We start from the raw sequence: 16,622 nt of genomic DNA, 5'->3' as shown, positions 1-16,622 counted from the left end.
TTATAATGAAACTTTGTATTCTCGGTGCTACGGGTAGGACCGGGGAAGAGTTGGTCCTTCAGGCGTTAGAAAAAGACTATTCGGTTGTTGCCTATGTTCGTCATCCGAATAAGTTGACAAAGCGCCGCCAACTAACCATGGTGACTGGTGAGCTAAATGATATCACTAAAATGGCATCGGCCATGAAGGGATGCGATGCCGTTTTAATGGCACTTGGTAACCCAGTCTCTAACAGTAGTGGCAACCTGTTTTCGCTCGCTATGCCTAATATCATTGAAGCGATGGATAAGGCAGGAATTAAGCGTTTAATTAGCCTATCAGCTCTGGGCGTTGGCGCGACCTATCACAATACCCGTTACCCATACCGGATGGGCGCAAGAGGGTTCTTGAAAGGTAATTTTGCCGACCACGAGGCCGGAGAAAAGCAATTATCGGCGTCAGTCCTCGACTGGACCACTGTACACCCCGGTCCACTGTTCAACGGAAAAAGAAGCGCAAAGCCACTGGTTCGAGATGCGGCATTGGGCGATAAAATGCCCGGAGTGCCGCGAACTAATCGAGCAGACGTAGCCCAAGTAATGCTGCAGATTATCAATGATTCCAAGACCTACAGAAAGCAACTTATCATGTGCTCAAAGCAAGACCAACCAACCCTTCCTGGTTAAAACCAGGAACTTGTGAGCGCAGACCCCATCGCACAGCGACAGCAATTTGCTTAAATCCAGCAATTACCCGTAACTCATCCAGCAATGGGCGATAATTATCTCAATATAAATAAAAAGGCCGGGGCAATTGCCCCGGCCTTACGTTATTTTCATGACTTAACGTGCGTGATCTGGTGATAAAATCATTGGTCCCCGCACTGCCCGTGGTAATTCAACCGTAATCCGGCGCATTACAACCGGCTTCGGGACAACCACTGGGGCGACCACCTTGTCTTTGGCGGTCAACAAGTGCCAGATGGAATGCAAGAGTAACAAGCAGACCAGCATCAGTGGGAAGCCGGCAATCGTCGAGACCGTCTGTACGGTCTTAAAGCCGCCGACCATCACAATCCCAAAGGAGAAGAAGATGAAGACTACGACCCAGATCATCCGGTTCCAGCGACTTGGCTGTTCACCGTCGTCCAAGTGCAGACTGGTAAAGGACGACACAATGAACGCGGACGACGAAATCGTCGTGGCCAAGAAGATGAAGCACGAGATACAATACAGTGCCAACACAATCATCTTAAAGGGCAACGTGCCAATCACCGTAGCAACCACGGCGGCTTGACCCTGCGTATTCAAGATGTGAACCAGGTTAACTGCCCCGGTCCGTTGTAACCACAAGGAGTAACCCCCGAAGATGGCGTAAAAGCTCATGCACCCTAGGCTCCCATAGGTCAACATGCCGACCAAGACCTGCTTAATGGTCCGCCCCTTAGAAATCCGGGCGATGAACAGTCCCATGACGGGCATGTAGGACAACCACCAACCCCAGTAGAAAATGGTTTCCTGCTGAGCGGTCGAGTCCCCACCGTTCGGTAACGTGTTGGTGGACATCGAAATGAACTTTTGGGCCATCAAACCCAAACTATTCGTTTCTGAATTCAAAATGTAAACGGTTGGTCCGACCACCAGGATCAAGGCCAACAACCCTAAGGCCGTCCAGATATGGGCGGCACTCAAGCGGTCGATTCCTCCGTTCAATCCATGGAAGACCGTGACCGCAAAAAGAATAAATAAAACCAAAAATAGCTCAATCTTGAGGGCCATATTATCTTGGACACCGGTCAAACTGCTTAAGACCTTGGAGATAATTGGGATTTCCATCCCCACGGATGACCCGATTCCGCCCATGATTCCGAAGACCACCAGGAAGTCGATCACTCGCCGGGCAATCTGCTTACCGCGACTGTCACCTTGTAGACTGGTGATGGCGGCACTGACCCGTTGAACCTTACCGTGCTTGACGTACAACACGTAGGCAATCGCAATCGTGGCCGGCGCGAACATCATCCACGCCATGGGCCCCCAGTTGAATTGTCCGTACATATGTGCAGCCCCGTAGGCCGCACTGGAAAAGGGTTTTAACCCAAAAGCGGGGTGCTGGAGATACCGGAGCGGATCAACGATCGACAGCATCAGGATGCTGGCATCGATCGCCGTCGCGAAGACCATGCTCCCCCATTGGAAACTGCTGTAATGGGGCTTGTCTTCCGGATCACCTAACTTCACTTTTCCAAACTTACCAAAAGCGAGATACATAAAGAACAGAAAGTTGATAACGTAGACCAACAGGTAAGCCCAAGCCATCTTGGTATCAATCCAAGAGAGAATGGTGCTCAGAGTGTTCTGCAACTGACCACCGCCCAAAATAAAGACGACGGAGGCAATCACGAATAACACGAAAGTTGGCACGAAGACTAACTTATCAATATTTTTACGCGCTAAAATTGTAAATCCTCCTCATTTGATTCCTGACAGTCACCTGTCAGCGGACGTCACGCCTCAAGATACACAAAAAGCGCCGAACACGGGTTGTCCCACGAAGTCCAGCGCTAACCGGTTAACAGCCACAATGGCTGCGTTCCTGCGAAGCAATATCCACAGTTCATTATACGCAGTTCCACTGATTAGTAAAATCTTGCAGATGGATAAGAAAAATCTGCTGAAAATAAACCGTTTTCAATCCCTATGCTGTTAGGAATCTAAGAATTTGATGAGAATTTTGGTTGTGGGCAATTAATTCAGTGACGACTGATCCAATTGCGGCCACCGTTGCTTAGCCGCAGCATCCCCACTAGCCCCGTTATCAATGGTCTTGATCACCCGGGCAGGGTTCCCCGCAATCACGACGTTATCGCCGAACGACTTAGTCACGACGGACCCCGCGCCAACGACTACGTTATTGCCCAACGTCACGCCGGGCAGAATCGTGACCCGGCCACCCAGCCAGGCATTGTCGCCGATGGTGATGGGCGCTCCCATCTCGACGTCCGCTAACCGGGCCATCGCGTTCAACGGATGGACTGGCGTGTACAAGCCAATATTAGGGCCAAAGTAGCAGTGGGCCCCGATGGTGATGGGACAAGTATCCAAGAAAGTCATGTCGTAGTTTCCGTAAAAGTGGTCTCCGATATGGATATTCCACCCATAATCGAATTTAAAGCCGGCTTCAACAAAGAAGTCGTCACCGGTATCGGTGATCAGCTCCCGGTAGCCCCCATTCCGCTGGGCGTTATCGTCTAATTGGTTCACGGCTCGTAGGTGCTTCCGTACCGCTACGCGCCGGCTGATCAACTCTGCATCAAACTGATTATAGGGCTGGCCAGCTGACATCTTCTCACGTTCTGTTGCCATAACATCAATCACTCCTCTGAGGGCTATCATACCACTTTCTTTGCCGTACCAAAAAAGCGCCCCCGGAATTCCCGCTAGTGACGGGCTCCAGAAACGCTGAGTATTTAGGTTAATCCTGGGTAGCAGTCTCCGTGACCGGGTTGGCCCCTTCTCGTAAGATCCAGGTAATCCCGTAGGCGTCGACAATCTGTCCCATCTTGCCCCCCTGTCGTTGGGTGGTGAACGGGCTAATCACCTTAACGTCAGACTTCACCAATCGCTGGTACAACCCCGTCAAGGCCTTGACCGCCTCAGAGTCATCCTCATCAACTTGAATCATTAACGAGATCAAAGTTGACGAGGTGGGCCGGCCCATTAAGGCATCGGCGCACTGAACGTCGAGGCCTAGAATCTGAAAGCCGCCGATCATGGTCAACTGGTCGAGATCTACATCTGGCTCCAGGCCATACTGTTCCGCTTCATCCGCGGTGGGACTGACACGGTAAACGTTGGTTGCACCGAAGACGCCTTGATAATAGGCCAAGGCCTCCTTGGCGTTTTCGAATTCCAGATAGGGAATCATTTTTGCTTGCATCACTGCTACCTCACTACTTAATCATTATTTTAACTTACTGGTCATCCGGCAAGCCGGCGTCGCGGAGAATCTGCCGAATCGCGGCAACGGAACGGTCAATCGTGGCTTGACTGGCCGGCTCCGCAGCCGCATGCTGGGTGGTCTCGGGGGACGCCGTACGAGTTGGCGGTGCAGCCGCTGTCTGCGACTGATGCGCCGGTGCGGGGTGTCCCGCTTGCATCTGGTCCATGGTGGTGTTCAACAGGTGGTCCACGAACACGTTCCCTTGATTGGTCGCGTGTCCCTTGGTCCAATTAAACGTCAGCTGGGGGAACTGGGCTAACAGTCCGTCGACGTCGCGCCATAGCTCCGCATTCGCTAAGGGGCCCGCACTGCGCTTCCAACCGCGGCGTTTCCACCCGGCTAACCAATTCTGGGTAATCGCGTTCAAAACGTACCGGGAATCTAACACAAACTGAATGGTGGCCTGCGTCTTACCTAGCCGTTTCAAGGCCTCCAGGGCCCGTAAAAACGCCATGATTTCCATCCGGTTATTACTAGCGCCCCATTCGCCACCTGAATCGGTCACGATTTGTTCGGGCAACTCGATTCGGTAGGCCCAGGCAGCCTTATCGCTATCGCGCACGTGGCCGCCCGCTACGTTCCCGGTATTCCGCGAACCCCCGTCCGTGTAGACGGTAATCTCAGCCGGTCGTTGCGGGGTGGCCGGTGCCGTCGTACGCGGCGCCTTAGCCTGTCGCGCTGGTGCCTGTCCGGTCATAAAGGCCTGGGCCGCATCGGCGGTCGGGAAGCTCTTATACTGCGCGCCGGGGAATCCACTGACTTGCTTTTGCGTCTCCGGCCAAGTCCGGTAAATCCCGGGATGCCGGCCTACGCGCACGGCATAGAATTTTTGTGCCAAATGAACACCCACTTTCACCTAATCTTTGCTAGTTTACCATACTTTACCCGCTTATCGACGAAATTGCGTATTACCAAATTCGTGAAGACGTTACCATCGCGGGCGTTCTTGGTTAGCTTTCCTTGCTAAACCGCTCGCCCCGTGATGTTTAAAAAAGCCTAATTTGCGGACTGAAATCATTTTCATAATATACGGATTATGCTAATCTAGTAGGTAGAGATGTCTGTCCGTAGCGCTCAAAAACCGTTAACCTTGTCATATTTTTAGGAGACCCAATTTTAATGAAGAATCCGATTCGTGCATCACTTATCACCGTCGATCAAGCGCGGGCCATGTTGAAAGATCAGCGTGACCAACGCAGTGAACCATTCCCGTCTCTAGCCCGCTCCGGTCAGTACATTCTCCCCGATTATCGGCTGACCCGTAAGCGTGAAGCCTTCAAGATTCGGCGCCACACTTTCTTGAAGAAGCACTTCCGTTCCTACGTGGCCTTTGATTCCGATAATGGTCAGACCCTGTGGATTCACAATTTTTCCAGTCTATCGGAGGCCTGCTTCTGGTTGAATACCGGGTTGAAGCCTAACGATACGGACTCCACCAGTTCCTACCAAGAGTGGAAGACCAAGCACCTAGACGAGATTGAAGAGTTGAAGGCGCAACTACGGGCCCAACACAAGGACTTACACAAAGCCGTTGCGGAACCCGCCAAGAAGAAGGCCAAACCAGCGACCGTTGCCGCTGTTCAAAAAGTTAAACATCCTAAGAAGTAGCGTTGAGGCAACTCCTCAGCGCTTTTTGTTTCCCCGCGACCGCCTAACTGGTCGCTTTTTTGATTCCCCCAAAGCCTTGTGCCACCTGAGTTGGTCGCCCGTTTTGTCGTAAAATCGTTCATCATTATTACTATAATATTGGCAAGGCGCACCACGATTGCACCCCTAACCTTTCCTTTTTCGGTGCCAGCCACCCGCTAAAGCAGGAAAAATGATGGTTTTAAGGAAAAAATCAGCCCCAAAATCAGCAAATTCGCGGTTAATTTTTTTGAAATCAGATTGCAGGACTAGTTAATTCAGTAATAAATTTAACATCCCGAACTAGTCAATTATCGTACCGCTTGACCAGCCAGACAGGGGCCGCACCCCCTTTCAAAATTGGTCAAGAATGTTACAAATATTACAGAGTTGTTAACTAACGGGCCATTCTGCATTATTTTCTTAAAGTTGCCGATACTCCTTAGTAATACTTATCCGCTAAACTCTGTCTTGTTGTTTGAGAGCGCAACACGAACAACGCAACTTATTGAGAGACCGACCGATTTTACTATAGGAGTGTATATATTTGAAAAAATTAGTAACTACGATTCTTGCAACTTCAGCTGCTGCCTTAGGTTTATTCTTCGCTGGCACTGTGAGCGCAGACGCCGCTACCACCTACACGGTTAAGTCCGGTGACTCTGTTTGGGCTATTTCCCAAAAGTACAACTCAACCATTAACGCGATCGAACATGCCAACAACATCCAAGGCCACTTGATCTTACCTGGTCAACAATTGACGATTCCTGATGGCACGTCAACTGCCACGACTTCGCAAGCCGCAACGCAACAACAAACGGCCAACACGCAAGCCACGACGACTTACAACCAACAAGCATCGTCAAACACGCAACAAGCAGCAACGACCAACAACACTCAAGCTGCTTCAACGTCGACTTCTTCATCCAACTCTAGCTACACTGGGAGCAACATGAAGAGCTACGTATTGAGCCAAATGGCTTCCCGGACTGGTGTTTCCGCTTCAACTTGGAACGCCATTATCCAACGTGAATCCAACTGGCAAGCTAACGTGGTAAACTCCACGAGTGGTGCCTACGGATTATTCCAAAACATGCACATCTCCGGCGGTTCCGTTGAGGACCAAGTGAACGCTGCCGTTAGCCTGTACAAGGCACAAGGGATGCAAGCTTGGGCTTTAGGTTAAAGCTAACGCCCAACACCAACCTGAACAGTTGAGATAAAAGCGCAGGGGCTTCGGCCTCTGCGCTTTTATGGTGTCTGAGACCAGCCGCCTAGACTTGTTGCGTTCTTGACGATAGCGGTCCGGTGCTGAACCCGGCGCCCCAAGGCCACCAGATTCTCTTTCTTGATTGCCCATAAAAACGCGCCCGACCAACGATGGTCGAGCGCGTTTTGGGTGTTAATTGCCTTTAATCTAAGTTCAAGTGAACCTGCTTGGGGTCCGTCTTCTCAACGATTCGACCCTGGTGAATTGAATATAACACTTCGGAGCGTTCGTTCAACGCGTTGTAGAAGTTGTTGTTGTTCATGATGACCAAGTTGGCAGGCTTGCCCGTGGCAATCCCGTAGTGGTCGGTCACGTGCATGGCCTTAGCCCCGTGAGTGGTGACGAACTGGTACGAATTCAAGATATCATCGTACCCCATCATCTGGGTTACGTGAATACCGGTATGTAGCGCATCCAGCATATTCCCGTCGCCCATTGGGTACCAAGGATCCTTGATGTCGTCCTCACCGAACGCCACGTTGATGCCCGCTTCGTTCAATTCCTTGACCCGGGTCAAGCCACGCCGCTTAGGATACGTGTCGAACCGGCCCCCTAAGTGGGTGTTGATCAACGGGTTAGAAATCATGTTGATGTGGGACAACTTCAATAAGCGCATCAGCTTGTAGGCGTACGCGTTATTGTAAGACCCCATCGCCGTGGTATGACTAGCCGTGACCTTGTCGCCCAAGCCCGTTTCGTAAGCCAGCGTAGCCAACGTTTCCAAGCCACGGGAAGCCGGATCGTCGATCTCATCACAGTGAGCATCCACTAATTTCCCGTACTTCTCGGCGAGGTCCACGGCAAAGTGCAGGGACTCCACACTGTATTCTCGGGTGAATTCAAAGTGCGGAATGGCCCCAATCACGTCAACCCCCATCTTAGCGGCTTCTTCCATCAGTTCTTTCCCGTGGGGGAAGGAGAGGATGCCGTCTTGTGGGAAGGCCACTAATTGTAACTCGATGAAGCCTTTGACCTCATCTCGTACTTCCAGTAACGCCTTCAAAGCCGTGAGGTTGGGGTCCGTGACGTCCACGTGGGACCGGACGAACTGAATTCCGTGACTAGCCTGCAAAGCCAGGGCCTTGTGCGCCCGTTCCTTAACATCTTGGTGACTCAGTGTCTTCTTCCGTTCACCCCAGATGCGGATCCCGTCAAACAAGGTACCGGACTGGTTCCATTCGGGATCTCCCGCCGTCATGGTACTGTCCAGATGAACGTGGGGATCAACGAATGGAGGTAAGATCAACTTCCCCGTTGCATCGATGACCTCTTCGTGATCCTTAGGGGTCAAGTGGTCAGCAATCGCTGTAAACTGACCGTCCTCGATTCGAATATCTTGCGGCTTCGTCGCGTTCTCGATAAATCCTTGTTGAATTAACATGCGCCAATAATACCTCCCGTAATATTTTTAATTCGCGCCGGATTCAATAGAATCCCGTCACCGTTTGGCCAAACCACAACAAGAGACCGTCGACCGCCGCCCCAACTAGTGCCAACCAAAAGGCCAACACCAGCCAGGCCGTCGACCACCCCGTCGCTTGGCGGGCTGTCCGCACGATTCCAATTAAGCTTATCACACATCCCACCAAGCCGAGCGATAAATTTACCGGTTGGTACGGAATTAACCGATAGGCCCAACTGAAGGACCCCACTAACGCATACGCGCTAAAAATCACACCAATACCGCCCCAGATAAGGCCATGCTGCTGTTGTTTCGTCATCTTTCTTGCCTTCTTTACGGGAACCTTCAACTCAATTAACGTCTGATTCTAATTGTTTTTTGCGTCGTCCGCCACACCTAGCTACTGATCGTCGCTCCCCTGAACTTTTCGGCCAATCTTTAAGCTGTCTGGTCGTATTTTGATCGTGTCCATGCTATCCTTAACGTTAATGGTTTCAACCTGAGCTTCAGGGGAGAGAAAGCCAACGACCTACGTCGCTGGTCCAGCTAAAGTTACTGTAATCATCCCACCACCCAGACGTGGCGGGAATCTGGAGGTTGATGAAATGACAAATACGTTTCCACAAGCACTGACCATCGCCGGGTCTGACAGCGATGGGAGTGCCGGCATGCAAGCTGACTTGCATACCTTTTTCACCCGCGGGGTCTACGGCGCGTCCGTGATCACCGCGTGCGTGGCCGGCAATTCTTACGGGATTCACGCGAGTGTCCCCATGCCGACTGACTTTATTGATCAAGAGTTCAAAGACCTAGCGGACGACTACCAGATTCGAGCGTCCAAGACCGGGATGCTGGCCGACTCCGAGTTGATCGAAGACGTGGTCCAGAACTATCAGGCACACGACTTCGGCCCCTTGGTGGTCGACCCCGTGATCATGACCAAGCACGGCAACCAGCTTTTGGAAGAGAGCGCCTTCGAGACCCTGCGCACCAAGCTTCTCCCGCTGGCGACCGTTCTAACGCCAAACTTCTTTGAAGTCCAAAAGATCGCCGAAATGACCATCACTAGTGACGCAGACATGGTCACCGCTGCGCAAAAGATGCAACGCATGGGGGCCAAAAACATCATTGCTAAGGGCAGTCACGCCCTACCCAACCAGACCACCGTCCGGGACCTGGTCCTCCTGGCCAACGGCGACCACTTCTGGCTCAGTCAGCCCTACCATGCCACGGACCGGGTCAACGGAACCGGGGATTCGCTCTCCGCTTGCATCACCGCGGAGCTGGCCAAGGGCACGCCAATGCGCCAGGCCATTACGCTGGCCAAGTCCTTCGTGAACACGGCTATCGGCCACCCCATCGAAGTGGGGCACAAGTTCGGCCCCATCAATCACTGGGCCGCGCAAAACCGTGATTACGATGACCTGCCAGAATAACTGATTGTTCAGCCAAACATCCTGAGATAAGCGCTGTAAAATCAAAACAGTTTTACAGCGCTTTTTGAATGACAGTGACCTTTCCGGCGCTGAAGATTGAGCATAGGCCCTTACTGTATAACTTTATTAGGACCGGGCTTAAGTCATCTGTCTGGCCGTCCTCTCAGCTTACTGCCCTGTAACCACAGCGGAACATGATGTGCCTTCAGACCACAGCAGTAGCTGGCATGAATAAGACTGCAACCATGGGGCAAGCCCCTATCTCGAGGTTCGATTAGGTTCACACCTTATCGTTTGTGTTTAAGCGTCTCACGTGGCTACTTCTAATTAGAATCACCGGGAGATACTGTTTTGTGTACGCTCAATTTAGCCGTGAGGGCGGCCCTGAAGGGGCTCAGTGGTGTCGTTTGGGTTATTCGGGGTGGGTTTCCCGGATTACCCAAAGGCCGAGCTTGAAGACCTGGCACTTTCAGGGCTTCAAGTCGTGCCCACCACGTTCCAGCCCCTTCAGGACCAACCGGTAAGGCGAATACTTCCACAATCTGCCCTTGACTAAACGTAAGAAAGAGCCCAAGACATCTAGTCCCGGGCTCTTTGTGGTTGCTGGGGCAATTACCACCGATCCGGCCGCCAAGTTCGGCCATCGATTTCACCCTGTAACTGGTCGCGTCGTTGGGCCTGCTCGGTAATCAACCGGTCTAACGCGACCCAAAAGGCCCGGTCGGTGAACTGGGGTTGGCGTTGCGCCAAATCCTGAATCTGTTGGTGAAGCCACGCGTCATTAGTCATCTTCGGTCTCCTTAATCATTGCTAGCGTATCGGTCAACTGGTCCAGGTCAGCGCGGGACTGGTCAAAAGTCGTCGCAATCAGCCGGCCAGTTGCCTGCTGATCCGCCGGCAGCTTCGCCACCATCTGCTCGAGACGTTGGGCGAACCAGGCCTGGCGGTTCGTCAGACTATCCGGTTGTGGCTGGGTCAGATACCGTTGGTAATCAACCACTAACTGTAACTTCTGCGTCTCCGTTAAGTAGCCGAATTGATGCACGGCAAACGTGGGCAGCCACCGCATATGGGCGCGCTGAGCCACCGCCGCCAACGGCGCTAGACTCGCATCAAGCGTTAACCCTTCTGCGCCGCCTCGTTGAAAGGCTTTAGCGGGCATCCCCGTGGTCACGACCACCCCTAATTCCTTATCGGCCAAGGGGTAGCGATGATCCCCGTAGACAAAGCTGCGGGTCAACACGGCATCCTCCCACGCCTTTAGACTGGCCGGAGCCGCATACCAATAGAGCGGAAATTGAAGAATGATACGATCAGCTTGGCGGAGCTGTGCTTGTTCTTGTGCCACGTCAAAGGTCGTCTGTGCGTCTAGATGCTCCCAGACGATGGACGCCTCTGACGGTAAGCTGGCTTTAAAAAATTGTTGGCTTGTCGAATCGGCTAGTTGCGGATGGGCCACCAGAATCAAAGTGGTCATCGGCCATCACTCCTTTTTTAGCTTGTTGCCCCTTACTGTATCACTTTGAGTCCAAAAAACCCGCTGACAACTGCCAGCGGGCGCAAAATTAACTGAAACGTTGGTTCGAATTATTGCTGAATCGATTGTGCGTCGCCAGGTGCTTACTCTTTTTGCGGAAATTTTCCCGGTTATCAAGATATAATTGCCCAAGTCCGGCGAATACGATAATCAATAAAATCACAAAAATAGCAGTCATCTGAAATCCCCCCGTTACATCAAGTTACAATTACATTATCTTAATGTTACAGGAATATTGCAAGCGAAAACCACTACCTTTTGCCAAAGCTTTGAAAAATCCTTACTTTTTTAGTGATCCTCACCCGACTGTTGCTTCTGCGACTCCTGCTTAGAGGCCTTTTTAGCAGACTCTTTCTTAGACTGATGGTGCTTTTGGGCCTTCTTTACCTGGTTAGAAACTTGCGTGGTGGGGCTCACATTCTTCTTTCCCGAAAGATTGGAAACGGGGTACGCCACAAATAAGACCACAGCAGCAATAATTAAGTATTTAATGTTCTGTTTCCGCTCCCCCAGTGCTTGGGTGATCTGGAAAAAGTAATAAATCAGCGTAATCGCCGCAAAAAAGACCACGACTTCGGCGCCGATATGAATAAAGGTCACAAGTAACGCCCTCCTTAAGTTAACATTATCACTACTGTACCGAATCCAGCCACCCCCGTCAACTCGGGCGAAACGCGATTGACACGGCCCCAGTGCTTCTTTATAATGAAAGAGTTGTTATGCTGTCGCAATAGCTCAGCTGGATAGAGCAACGGTCTTCTAAACCGTAGGTCGAGGGTTCGAACCTCTCTTGCGACATTCTAAACTCAATTCAATCTCTTTCTACCCATCAGGAACATTGATTTAACGGCATTCATTGACTAAGAAAAACGATGGCAATCGTTAGCAATTGATGTTAACTTGGACAAAACTTGGACAAAACAAAAATTCCTAGTCGGGAAATAGAGAAAAACGAACCACCAGACCGTAAAAGTCTGGTGGTTTTTCATTCACTAATAATGGATATTAAATCATTACATCTACCATCCCCACACGGAACGTCTCACCCACCAGCCGCTTCACCCATGCGAGGGGGCTTTTTTGTGCGACGAATTGTCAAATCAAGTGTAACTTTTTACCGAAGAAAACTTCAGATGGACTCTTCCAGCCTAAGACCTTACGGGGACGATTATTTAGATCTCTGACAAACTTATTGATATCTTGATCGGTCAATTTATCAAGGTCAGTTCCTTTGGGAAAATATTCTCGGATGAGACCATTCGTGTTCTCGTTGGTCCCGCGTTGCTGTGGTGCGTGGGGGTCTGGAAAATAGACTGAGATATCAAGTTCTTTACCAACTTTACGATACCCCGCAAACTCAGTTCCTCGGTCTGGTGTGAGCGTACGAACACGTTTAGGTGTGACGGTATTCAGGAGGTCAATCATCGCTTGGGTCACGTTCTTGGCGTTCACTTTTGGCACGCGCTGGGACAGAAGGTATCGTGACTTACGGTCGACCAGTGTTACTAAGGCTGAACGTCCGACCTTGCCCCGAACGGTATCGCCTTCCCAATGACCAAAGCGAGTCCGATTCTCACACGATACTGGCCGGTCATGAACTGATGGGACATCATTAAAACGGCCACGTCGTTCATTGATAGTTCCTTTAACCTTACGAGTCTTCCCATGGTGGCGTAACTTTCGAGCGAACCCACGGGCCCCATGACTTTTACGCTTAATACCTAAATTATCTTGTTCGATTCCGCGATAAATCGTGTTGTGACTGATATGCCAATGACTGTCCTCGAAAGATAAGCGACCAGCGATTTGCTCGGGTGACCATTGTCGTTGAAGAATGCAGTGAAGGGCAAAATCACGTAGTTTTAAGTTTTCCAGTAACCTAGGTCGACGACTCTTTAACCGCCGCTGATGATAGTTTTGTTGGGCTTTTACGGCAGAATAGGCACCTCGACCGCCATTTCGTTTAATTTCTCGTGACACAGTAGCTTTGGAACAGCCGATTTGATTGGCAATAGCTTGATAGGTATGATTTAAAGTAACTCCTAACAGTATGCATTCACGGTCTTTTAAGGTAAGATGGGTGTATGGACTCATAGCCTAAGAACTCCTTTAGATGATTGTTGTGGTGACTTCATTTTACAGGACTCAGGCTATGAGTCTTCTTTTTATTTTCTTACTTGTTGCACTTCAATTGTAAATTCGTCGCAAAAAAAAGGCCACTCACCCGAAGGTAAGTGACCAGAAGGATGACATCGAGGTGACCAAGCCACAATGTCTAACCCATTGTACTCTACTTTAGCTTTTTCACATAGTCGGTGTTCGATGTGATATACAGTCCGTTCCCCAGCCGAAGCCGCGTGATCTTACCGTACTTGACCACTTTCGCAATATCGAAGATGGTACCCGACTTGAAGCGCAACTCCTTTTTCTTAAAGGCCTTATCATGATACCGCGTCACCGACGTGATGGCCTTAACTTGCTTGACCGTGGTGAGGTAGGTCGGCTTAGCTGTGGACGCCTTACCACCGATACCGTTCTTCAGGTCCTTTGCAAATTGAGCCTTAGTGATACCCCACTTCTGGAGATAGTCGTATGGATCAGTGTGGGAGCCCCACAGATGCTCCGTGACCCAGCGATGGGACTTGATGCCCTTACCGGCGCCGTCCAGCATCAGGGGGATACCGTACTTCTTGGCGAAGTAGCGGATAACCCACACATACCGCTTGTAGGAGGCATCGAAACGCTTTTGGCTGTCGACGTGAGCCAGCTCGACCTGGAAGGGCGACCGCTCGTTGGCAGGGCTCCCCGCACCGTAGGCCACGTAGCCTGGAGTGCCCACAATATAGATACCCCGGTCGTCCACGATGGCGTGAGTGTACGCCGCGCGCCAATTTCCTTTCATATAAGAAGCTTCGCGTTTGGCGCTCCCAACCCCGCGATTAGAATCGTTCCCGGTTTCATGCACCACGATATACTGGTGCGAGGCCTTAGCGCTGGAGCCCTGGGAGGCCCCCAGTTCGTAGGTGTGATTTAATTTGTAGCTCACTTTTTATCTTCCTCCTTTAGCTGAAAGCCTTTGAAACCGTCAAAAAGTCCGGACGTGAAGCCCCCGACCAGGAGTCCCATGACCCCGCCCGACAAAAAATTATGGTCGCTGGTCACAAAGACTGACAGGAGTCCGACTAGAACCCCCACGGCCATGGATAGCCACGGCATGTACTGGTTGGGTACCTTGGTCTGCTTTACGGCTTGCGTCAGTACAAAAACGACCAAGATGGTCAATGCCAGCTCAGCCGTTGTTCCTAGGTTTAGTTGCTGGATATAGTCCAAGCTACTCACCTCTCTCTTTCAATTTTTTATTTTCTTCCTTGAGTCGCGCATTCTCTTCTTTCAGTTGCCGTATCTCGTCGTTCTTCGTTGGGGGACGATCGGCATTGATGCGTGCCACCCAGACCGGAACGTACCCCACAGCGATTGCGGAGATAGCGGAGAGAATGGCGGTCAGTACCTTATCACTAATCCTAATCATCCCCCGTAAAAGCATAACTAATAATTCGGCAAATCACCCCACCAGTCAGTACCGCGCCGGGACTAATCAACGCGCCCATCTCCATATCATGGATCAAGAAACCCAAAAAAAAAGGACATCCACACAAAGACTAGGCAGCCAATCATAATCGGTCGGGCATAGAACCAGTGAAAGTCCCAGATTGAGTAAACCATTGTAAATGTCCCGATGATCGCAATCATAAAAATTGAAACAGGGTCATCTAAAAAACCCAACACGGTATGTGCTGGGGGCTTTAAATCGAAAAAATTGACCTGGATGATGAAGACAATCGCGATGGCGTAGGTTTCAATCGATGACCAAAACCAAAATTGGTTCTTTTTGTAATGCTCATAGAGTTTTCTTTCCATAATAAAAGCACCTCACTATTCTTTAGCAGGTGCCGCGTAATCCTTACCGGTAATTTCTTTGTAGTCGAATTCTGTGATAAAACCATTCTCTGTATACCATTCCATTGTGGTAGGCGCAACAACAGCACCCCACCCGTATAGCATTGCGATTGTATTTTTATCTGGCCACATAACATTTCCTCCTAGTCTTTAGTGTTAGTAACAGTTTGAGATAATTTTAGTTGGGCAATTTGTCCCGTTAACGAACCGGCCATCGCTTGTAACTGGTCAATGGTCTGGTTGGCTTTGGCAACTTGGCCCGTTAACGTTCCAGCTAATCCCTGAAGCGTCGTAATAGTGCTGTTGGCCTTCGTAATGGATTCATTAGCCTGAATTAGTTGCTCCGCTTGCTGATCAATTACCTGTTTGAGATAATCCACGCTTAAATCCGGCAATCCAGAATCGGTAGGTTTAGCCACCGAATTTTCAACCTTGTAATGGCTGTAGTATCTGGTGAACCATTCCTTGCTTGAAGGAAGAACGTAAATTTCCGTGTACCCCTCTGTAGCTACTGTTTTTACTTCCGAAATGTATCCTGTTTCCTCATCTGTTTTTACATAATACGTTAGCATTTGATCACTCCTTTAATCATACGTCAGCTGAATAGATTCCATGGAAATAGCTCTGGTATAAAGACCGCTGCTTTGTTCCGGTTTAACTCTTAATATTTGACCAGAAATTGCAACTTGAAGATTTTGCAACGCGCTAGAATAATCATTAGGCGTGTTGTCTTGACCATTCAATACTTTTAAACCAGTATACTTACTTGGAAATGTAATTAAATCATGCCACGTAACGATTTCTCCCGGCTTCATAACCGCCATAGCTTCCTTAGGTACCGATCCCTTTAAAATAATCCGCCTACTATCAATAATATCCATAAATTCAAGCTCTCCCATAGAGGTAAAATTCGGTGGCTTAGCGGGCTTTTACCCCCCCCCCGAACATTCGTGCAATTTATAAAGATATCATTTATGTTTACCATAGTCCTCCTACTTTCTTATAATCGGCAAAACCACCGGCGGCATATCTGTATTATAAAAGTCACCACTAAACAAGTTAATGGATCGCCCCTCATGTTCGTTTACTTTAGTAACTAGGTTGCCATTAGACGAACAAACCCCTAATATTTGCCAAGAACCACTGGGGGTATTTTGATGAGCATTCAGTCCTACGTCATTCACTAAATTAAACTCAAAAATCTGGGATCCATACACTAGAATAGTGCCAGCTGGCTGTCCTTCTGGTAAGTGGATATTCCCAAGTAGACTGACTGTGCTATCTTTGTTGACTCTAGCAACAACCGTCCCAGTAATATTTGGCCCTAGTTTGACCTGCTTCCATTCATCCGTTACATCAAATTGAATTTGTCCATTAATGACAGATCCATTTACAGTACCTCCGTTTATCATC

The 16,622-nt window shown here is 50.0% G+C and carries 21 protein-coding genes and 1 tRNA gene; 5 read left to right on the top strand and 17 right to left on the bottom strand.

Annotated features, from left to right (window positions below; all coding sequences use genetic code 11):
• The first annotated feature begins 5 nt into the window (after nt 1–5).
• Nucleotides 6–665, top strand: a complete 660-nt coding sequence (locus RIN67_RS03265; protein ID WP_264999465.1) for an NAD(P)-dependent oxidoreductase — start codon at nt 6–8, stop codon at nt 663–665.
• Nucleotides 666–821: 156 nt separating this feature from the next.
• Here the strand turns inward: RIN67_RS03265 and RIN67_RS03260 are convergent, their stop codons facing one another.
• The 4 genes from RIN67_RS03260 to RIN67_RS03245 form a co-directional block, all read right to left on the bottom strand.
• Nucleotides 822–2,402, bottom strand: coding sequence for a BCCT family transporter (locus tag RIN67_RS03260; protein ID WP_264999466.1), 1,581 nt, complete (start codon nt 2,400–2,402; stop codon nt 822–824).
• Between the two features lie 324 nt (nt 2,403–2,726).
• Entirely contained in the window at nt 2,727–3,344 is a 618-nt protein-coding gene (locus RIN67_RS03255) for a sugar O-acetyltransferase (RefSeq protein WP_264999467.1), read from the bottom strand.
• A gap of 109 nt (nt 3,345–3,453) precedes the next feature.
• A complete protein-coding gene (locus RIN67_RS03250; RefSeq protein ID WP_024746645.1) occupies nt 3,454–3,918 on the bottom strand; it encodes a VOC family protein in 465 nt (154 codons plus the stop codon).
• 34 nt (nt 3,919–3,952) lie between these two features.
• Nucleotides 3,953–4,819: a ribonuclease H family protein gene (locus RIN67_RS03245; RefSeq protein WP_264999468.1), complete on the bottom strand. Its 867-nt coding sequence runs from the start codon at nt 4,817–4,819 to the stop codon at nt 3,953–3,955.
• 281 nt (nt 4,820–5,100) lie between these two features.
• Here RIN67_RS03245 and RIN67_RS03240 point away from each other — a divergent pair, with 281 nt between their 5' ends.
• Both RIN67_RS03240 and RIN67_RS03235 read left to right on the top strand, forming a co-directional pair.
• Nucleotides 5,101–5,589 carry a hypothetical protein gene (locus RIN67_RS03240; protein WP_056944928.1) on the top strand — a complete coding sequence of 163 codons (489 nt, stop codon included), beginning with the start codon at nt 5,101–5,103 and terminating at the stop codon, nt 5,587–5,589.
• Nucleotides 5,590–6,154: 565 nt separating this feature from the next.
• Nucleotides 6,155–6,793 carry a LysM peptidoglycan-binding domain-containing protein gene (locus RIN67_RS03235; protein WP_264999469.1) on the top strand — a complete coding sequence of 213 codons (639 nt, stop codon included), beginning with the start codon at nt 6,155–6,157 and terminating at the stop codon, nt 6,791–6,793.
• Between the two features lie 226 nt (nt 6,794–7,019).
• Here RIN67_RS03235 and codA read toward each other — a convergent pair whose 3' ends face one another.
• Nucleotides 7,020–8,258: a cytosine deaminase gene (gene codA / locus RIN67_RS03230; protein WP_024746641.1), complete on the bottom strand. Its 1,239-nt coding sequence runs from the start codon at nt 8,256–8,258 to the stop codon at nt 7,020–7,022.
• A 43-nt stretch (nt 8,259–8,301) separates the two neighbouring features.
• Nucleotides 8,302–8,598, bottom strand: a complete 297-nt coding sequence (locus tag RIN67_RS03225) for a hypothetical protein (protein ID WP_024746640.1) — start codon at nt 8,596–8,598, stop codon at nt 8,302–8,304.
• 286 nt (nt 8,599–8,884) lie between these two features.
• On the opposite strand from RIN67_RS03225, the gene thiD reads away from it, so the two are divergent.
• Nucleotides 8,885–9,715: a bifunctional hydroxymethylpyrimidine kinase/phosphomethylpyrimidine kinase gene (gene thiD / locus RIN67_RS03220; protein WP_264999470.1), complete on the top strand. Its 831-nt coding sequence runs from the start codon at nt 8,885–8,887 to the stop codon at nt 9,713–9,715.
• 612 nt (nt 9,716–10,327) lie between these two features.
• Here thiD and RIN67_RS03215 read toward each other — a convergent pair.
• The 3 genes from RIN67_RS03215 to RIN67_RS03205 all read right to left on the bottom strand — a co-directional run bounded on the left by RIN67_RS03215 (nt 10,328) and on the right by RIN67_RS03205 (nt 11,852).
• Nucleotides 10,328–10,504 (bottom strand): hypothetical protein, encoded by a 177-nt coding sequence (locus RIN67_RS03215; protein WP_199219546.1) that lies wholly within the window; start codon nt 10,502–10,504, stop codon nt 10,328–10,330.
• Nucleotides 10,497–11,192: an NAD(P)H-dependent oxidoreductase gene (locus tag RIN67_RS03210; RefSeq protein WP_264999471.1), complete on the bottom strand. Its 696-nt coding sequence runs from the start codon at nt 11,190–11,192 to the stop codon at nt 10,497–10,499. Before RIN67_RS03210 ends, RIN67_RS03215 begins: the two co-directional genes overlap by 8 nt.
• Nucleotides 11,193–11,540: 348 nt before the next feature.
• Nucleotides 11,541–11,852, bottom strand: coding sequence for a hypothetical protein (locus RIN67_RS03205; protein WP_264999472.1), 312 nt, complete (start codon nt 11,850–11,852; stop codon nt 11,541–11,543).
• A 124-nt stretch (nt 11,853–11,976) separates the two neighbouring features.
• Here RIN67_RS03205 and RIN67_RS03200 point away from each other — a divergent pair.
• A tRNA-Arg gene (locus RIN67_RS03200) sits at nt 11,977–12,050 on the top strand.
• A 297-nt stretch (nt 12,051–12,347) separates the two neighbouring features.
• On the opposite strand, the gene RIN67_RS03195 is transcribed toward RIN67_RS03200, so the two are convergent.
• From RIN67_RS03195 to RIN67_RS03160, 8 genes are all read right to left on the bottom strand, one after another.
• Nucleotides 12,348–13,346: an IS30 family transposase gene (locus RIN67_RS03195; RefSeq protein WP_313826026.1), complete on the bottom strand. Its 999-nt coding sequence runs from the start codon at nt 13,344–13,346 to the stop codon at nt 12,348–12,350.
• A gap of 196 nt (nt 13,347–13,542) precedes the next feature.
• Entirely contained in the window at nt 13,543–14,298 is a 756-nt protein-coding gene (locus RIN67_RS03190) for an N-acetylmuramoyl-L-alanine amidase (RefSeq protein WP_024746636.1), read from the bottom strand.
• On the bottom strand, nt 14,295–14,591 hold the full coding sequence (locus tag RIN67_RS03185; protein WP_034544926.1) for a holin: 297 nt from the start codon (nt 14,589–14,591) through the stop codon (nt 14,295–14,297). The genes RIN67_RS03190 and RIN67_RS03185 overlap by 4 nt, the downstream gene beginning before the upstream one ends.
• A gap of 276 nt (nt 14,592–14,867) precedes the next feature.
• Nucleotides 14,868–15,170 carry a hypothetical protein gene (locus tag RIN67_RS03180; RefSeq protein WP_313826028.1) on the bottom strand — a complete coding sequence of 101 codons (303 nt, stop codon included), beginning with the start codon at nt 15,168–15,170 and terminating at the stop codon, nt 14,868–14,870.
• Nucleotides 15,171–15,185: 15 nt separating this feature from the next.
• Complete coding sequence (locus RIN67_RS03175) at nt 15,186–15,341, bottom strand: hypothetical protein (RefSeq protein WP_313826029.1); 156 nt, start codon at nt 15,339–15,341, stop codon at nt 15,186–15,188.
• Between the two features lie 11 nt (nt 15,342–15,352).
• A complete protein-coding gene (locus RIN67_RS03170) occupies nt 15,353–15,781 on the bottom strand; it encodes a hypothetical protein (RefSeq protein ID WP_313826030.1) in 429 nt (142 codons plus the stop codon).
• Between the two features lie 12 nt (nt 15,782–15,793).
• A complete protein-coding gene (locus RIN67_RS03165) occupies nt 15,794–16,090 on the bottom strand; it encodes a hypothetical protein (protein WP_313872942.1) in 297 nt (98 codons plus the stop codon).
• Between the two features lie 111 nt (nt 16,091–16,201).
• Nucleotides 16,202–16,621, bottom strand: a complete 420-nt coding sequence (locus tag RIN67_RS03160) for a hypothetical protein (RefSeq protein WP_313826032.1) — start codon at nt 16,619–16,621, stop codon at nt 16,202–16,204.
• Between the last annotated feature and the right edge of the window lies 1 nt (nt 16,622).

This window comes from Levilactobacillus namurensis, assembly GCF_032197885.1.
In the GTDB taxonomy this organism is placed as follows: Bacteria; Bacillota; Bacilli; order Lactobacillales; family Lactobacillaceae; genus Levilactobacillus; species Levilactobacillus namurensis_A.
The sequence above is the reverse complement of the archived record's forward strand: the minus strand, read 5'-3'. Positions and strand labels throughout refer to the sequence as shown.

What these genes read in the sequence shown, in the direction of transcription:
- RIN67_RS03265 (WP_264999465.1), top strand. Translation starts at nt 6, where the DNA reads ATGAAACTTTGTATTCTCGGTGCTACGGGTAGGACCGGGGAAGAGTTG.
- RIN67_RS03255 (WP_264999467.1), bottom strand. Translation starts at nt 3,344, where the DNA reads ATGGCAACAGAACGTGAGAAGATGTCAGCTGGCCAGCCCTATAATCAG.
- RIN67_RS03250 (WP_024746645.1), bottom strand. Translation starts at nt 3,918, where the DNA reads ATGCAAGCAAAAATGATTCCCTATCTGGAATTCGAAAACGCCAAGGAG.
- RIN67_RS03240 (WP_056944928.1), top strand. Translation starts at nt 5,101, where the DNA reads ATGAAGAATCCGATTCGTGCATCACTTATCACCGTCGATCAAGCGCGG.
- codA (WP_024746641.1), bottom strand. Translation starts at nt 8,258, where the DNA reads ATGTTAATTCAACAAGGATTTATCGAGAACGCGACGAAGCCGCAAGAT.
- RIN67_RS03225 (WP_024746640.1), bottom strand. Translation starts at nt 8,598, where the DNA reads ATGACGAAACAACAGCAGCATGGCCTTATCTGGGGCGGTATTGGTGTG.
- thiD (WP_264999470.1), top strand. Translation starts at nt 8,885, where the DNA reads ATGACAAATACGTTTCCACAAGCACTGACCATCGCCGGGTCTGACAGC.
- RIN67_RS03215 (WP_199219546.1), bottom strand. Translation starts at nt 10,504, where the DNA reads ATGACTAATGACGCGTGGCTTCACCAACAGATTCAGGATTTGGCGCAA.
- RIN67_RS03210 (WP_264999471.1), bottom strand. Translation starts at nt 11,192, where the DNA reads ATGACCACTTTGATTCTGGTGGCCCATCCGCAACTAGCCGATTCGACA.
- RIN67_RS03195 (WP_313826026.1), bottom strand. Translation starts at nt 13,346, where the DNA reads ATGAGTCCATACACCCATCTTACCTTAAAAGACCGTGAATGCATACTG.
- RIN67_RS03180 (WP_313826028.1), bottom strand. Translation starts at nt 15,170, where the DNA reads ATGGAAAGAAAACTCTATGAGCATTACAAAAAGAACCAATTTTGGTTT.
- RIN67_RS03175 (WP_313826029.1), bottom strand. Translation starts at nt 15,341, where the DNA reads ATGTGGCCAGATAAAAATACAATCGCAATGCTATACGGGTGGGGTGCT.
- RIN67_RS03170 (WP_313826030.1), bottom strand. Translation starts at nt 15,781, where the DNA reads ATGCTAACGTATTATGTAAAAACAGATGAGGAAACAGGATACATTTCG.
- RIN67_RS03165 (WP_313872942.1), bottom strand. Translation starts at nt 16,090, where the DNA reads ATGGATATTATTGATAGTAGGCGGATTATTTTAAAGGGATCGGTACCT.
- RIN67_RS03160 (WP_313826032.1), bottom strand. Translation starts at nt 16,621, where the DNA reads ATGATAAACGGAGGTACTGTAAATGGATCTGTCATTAATGGACAAATT.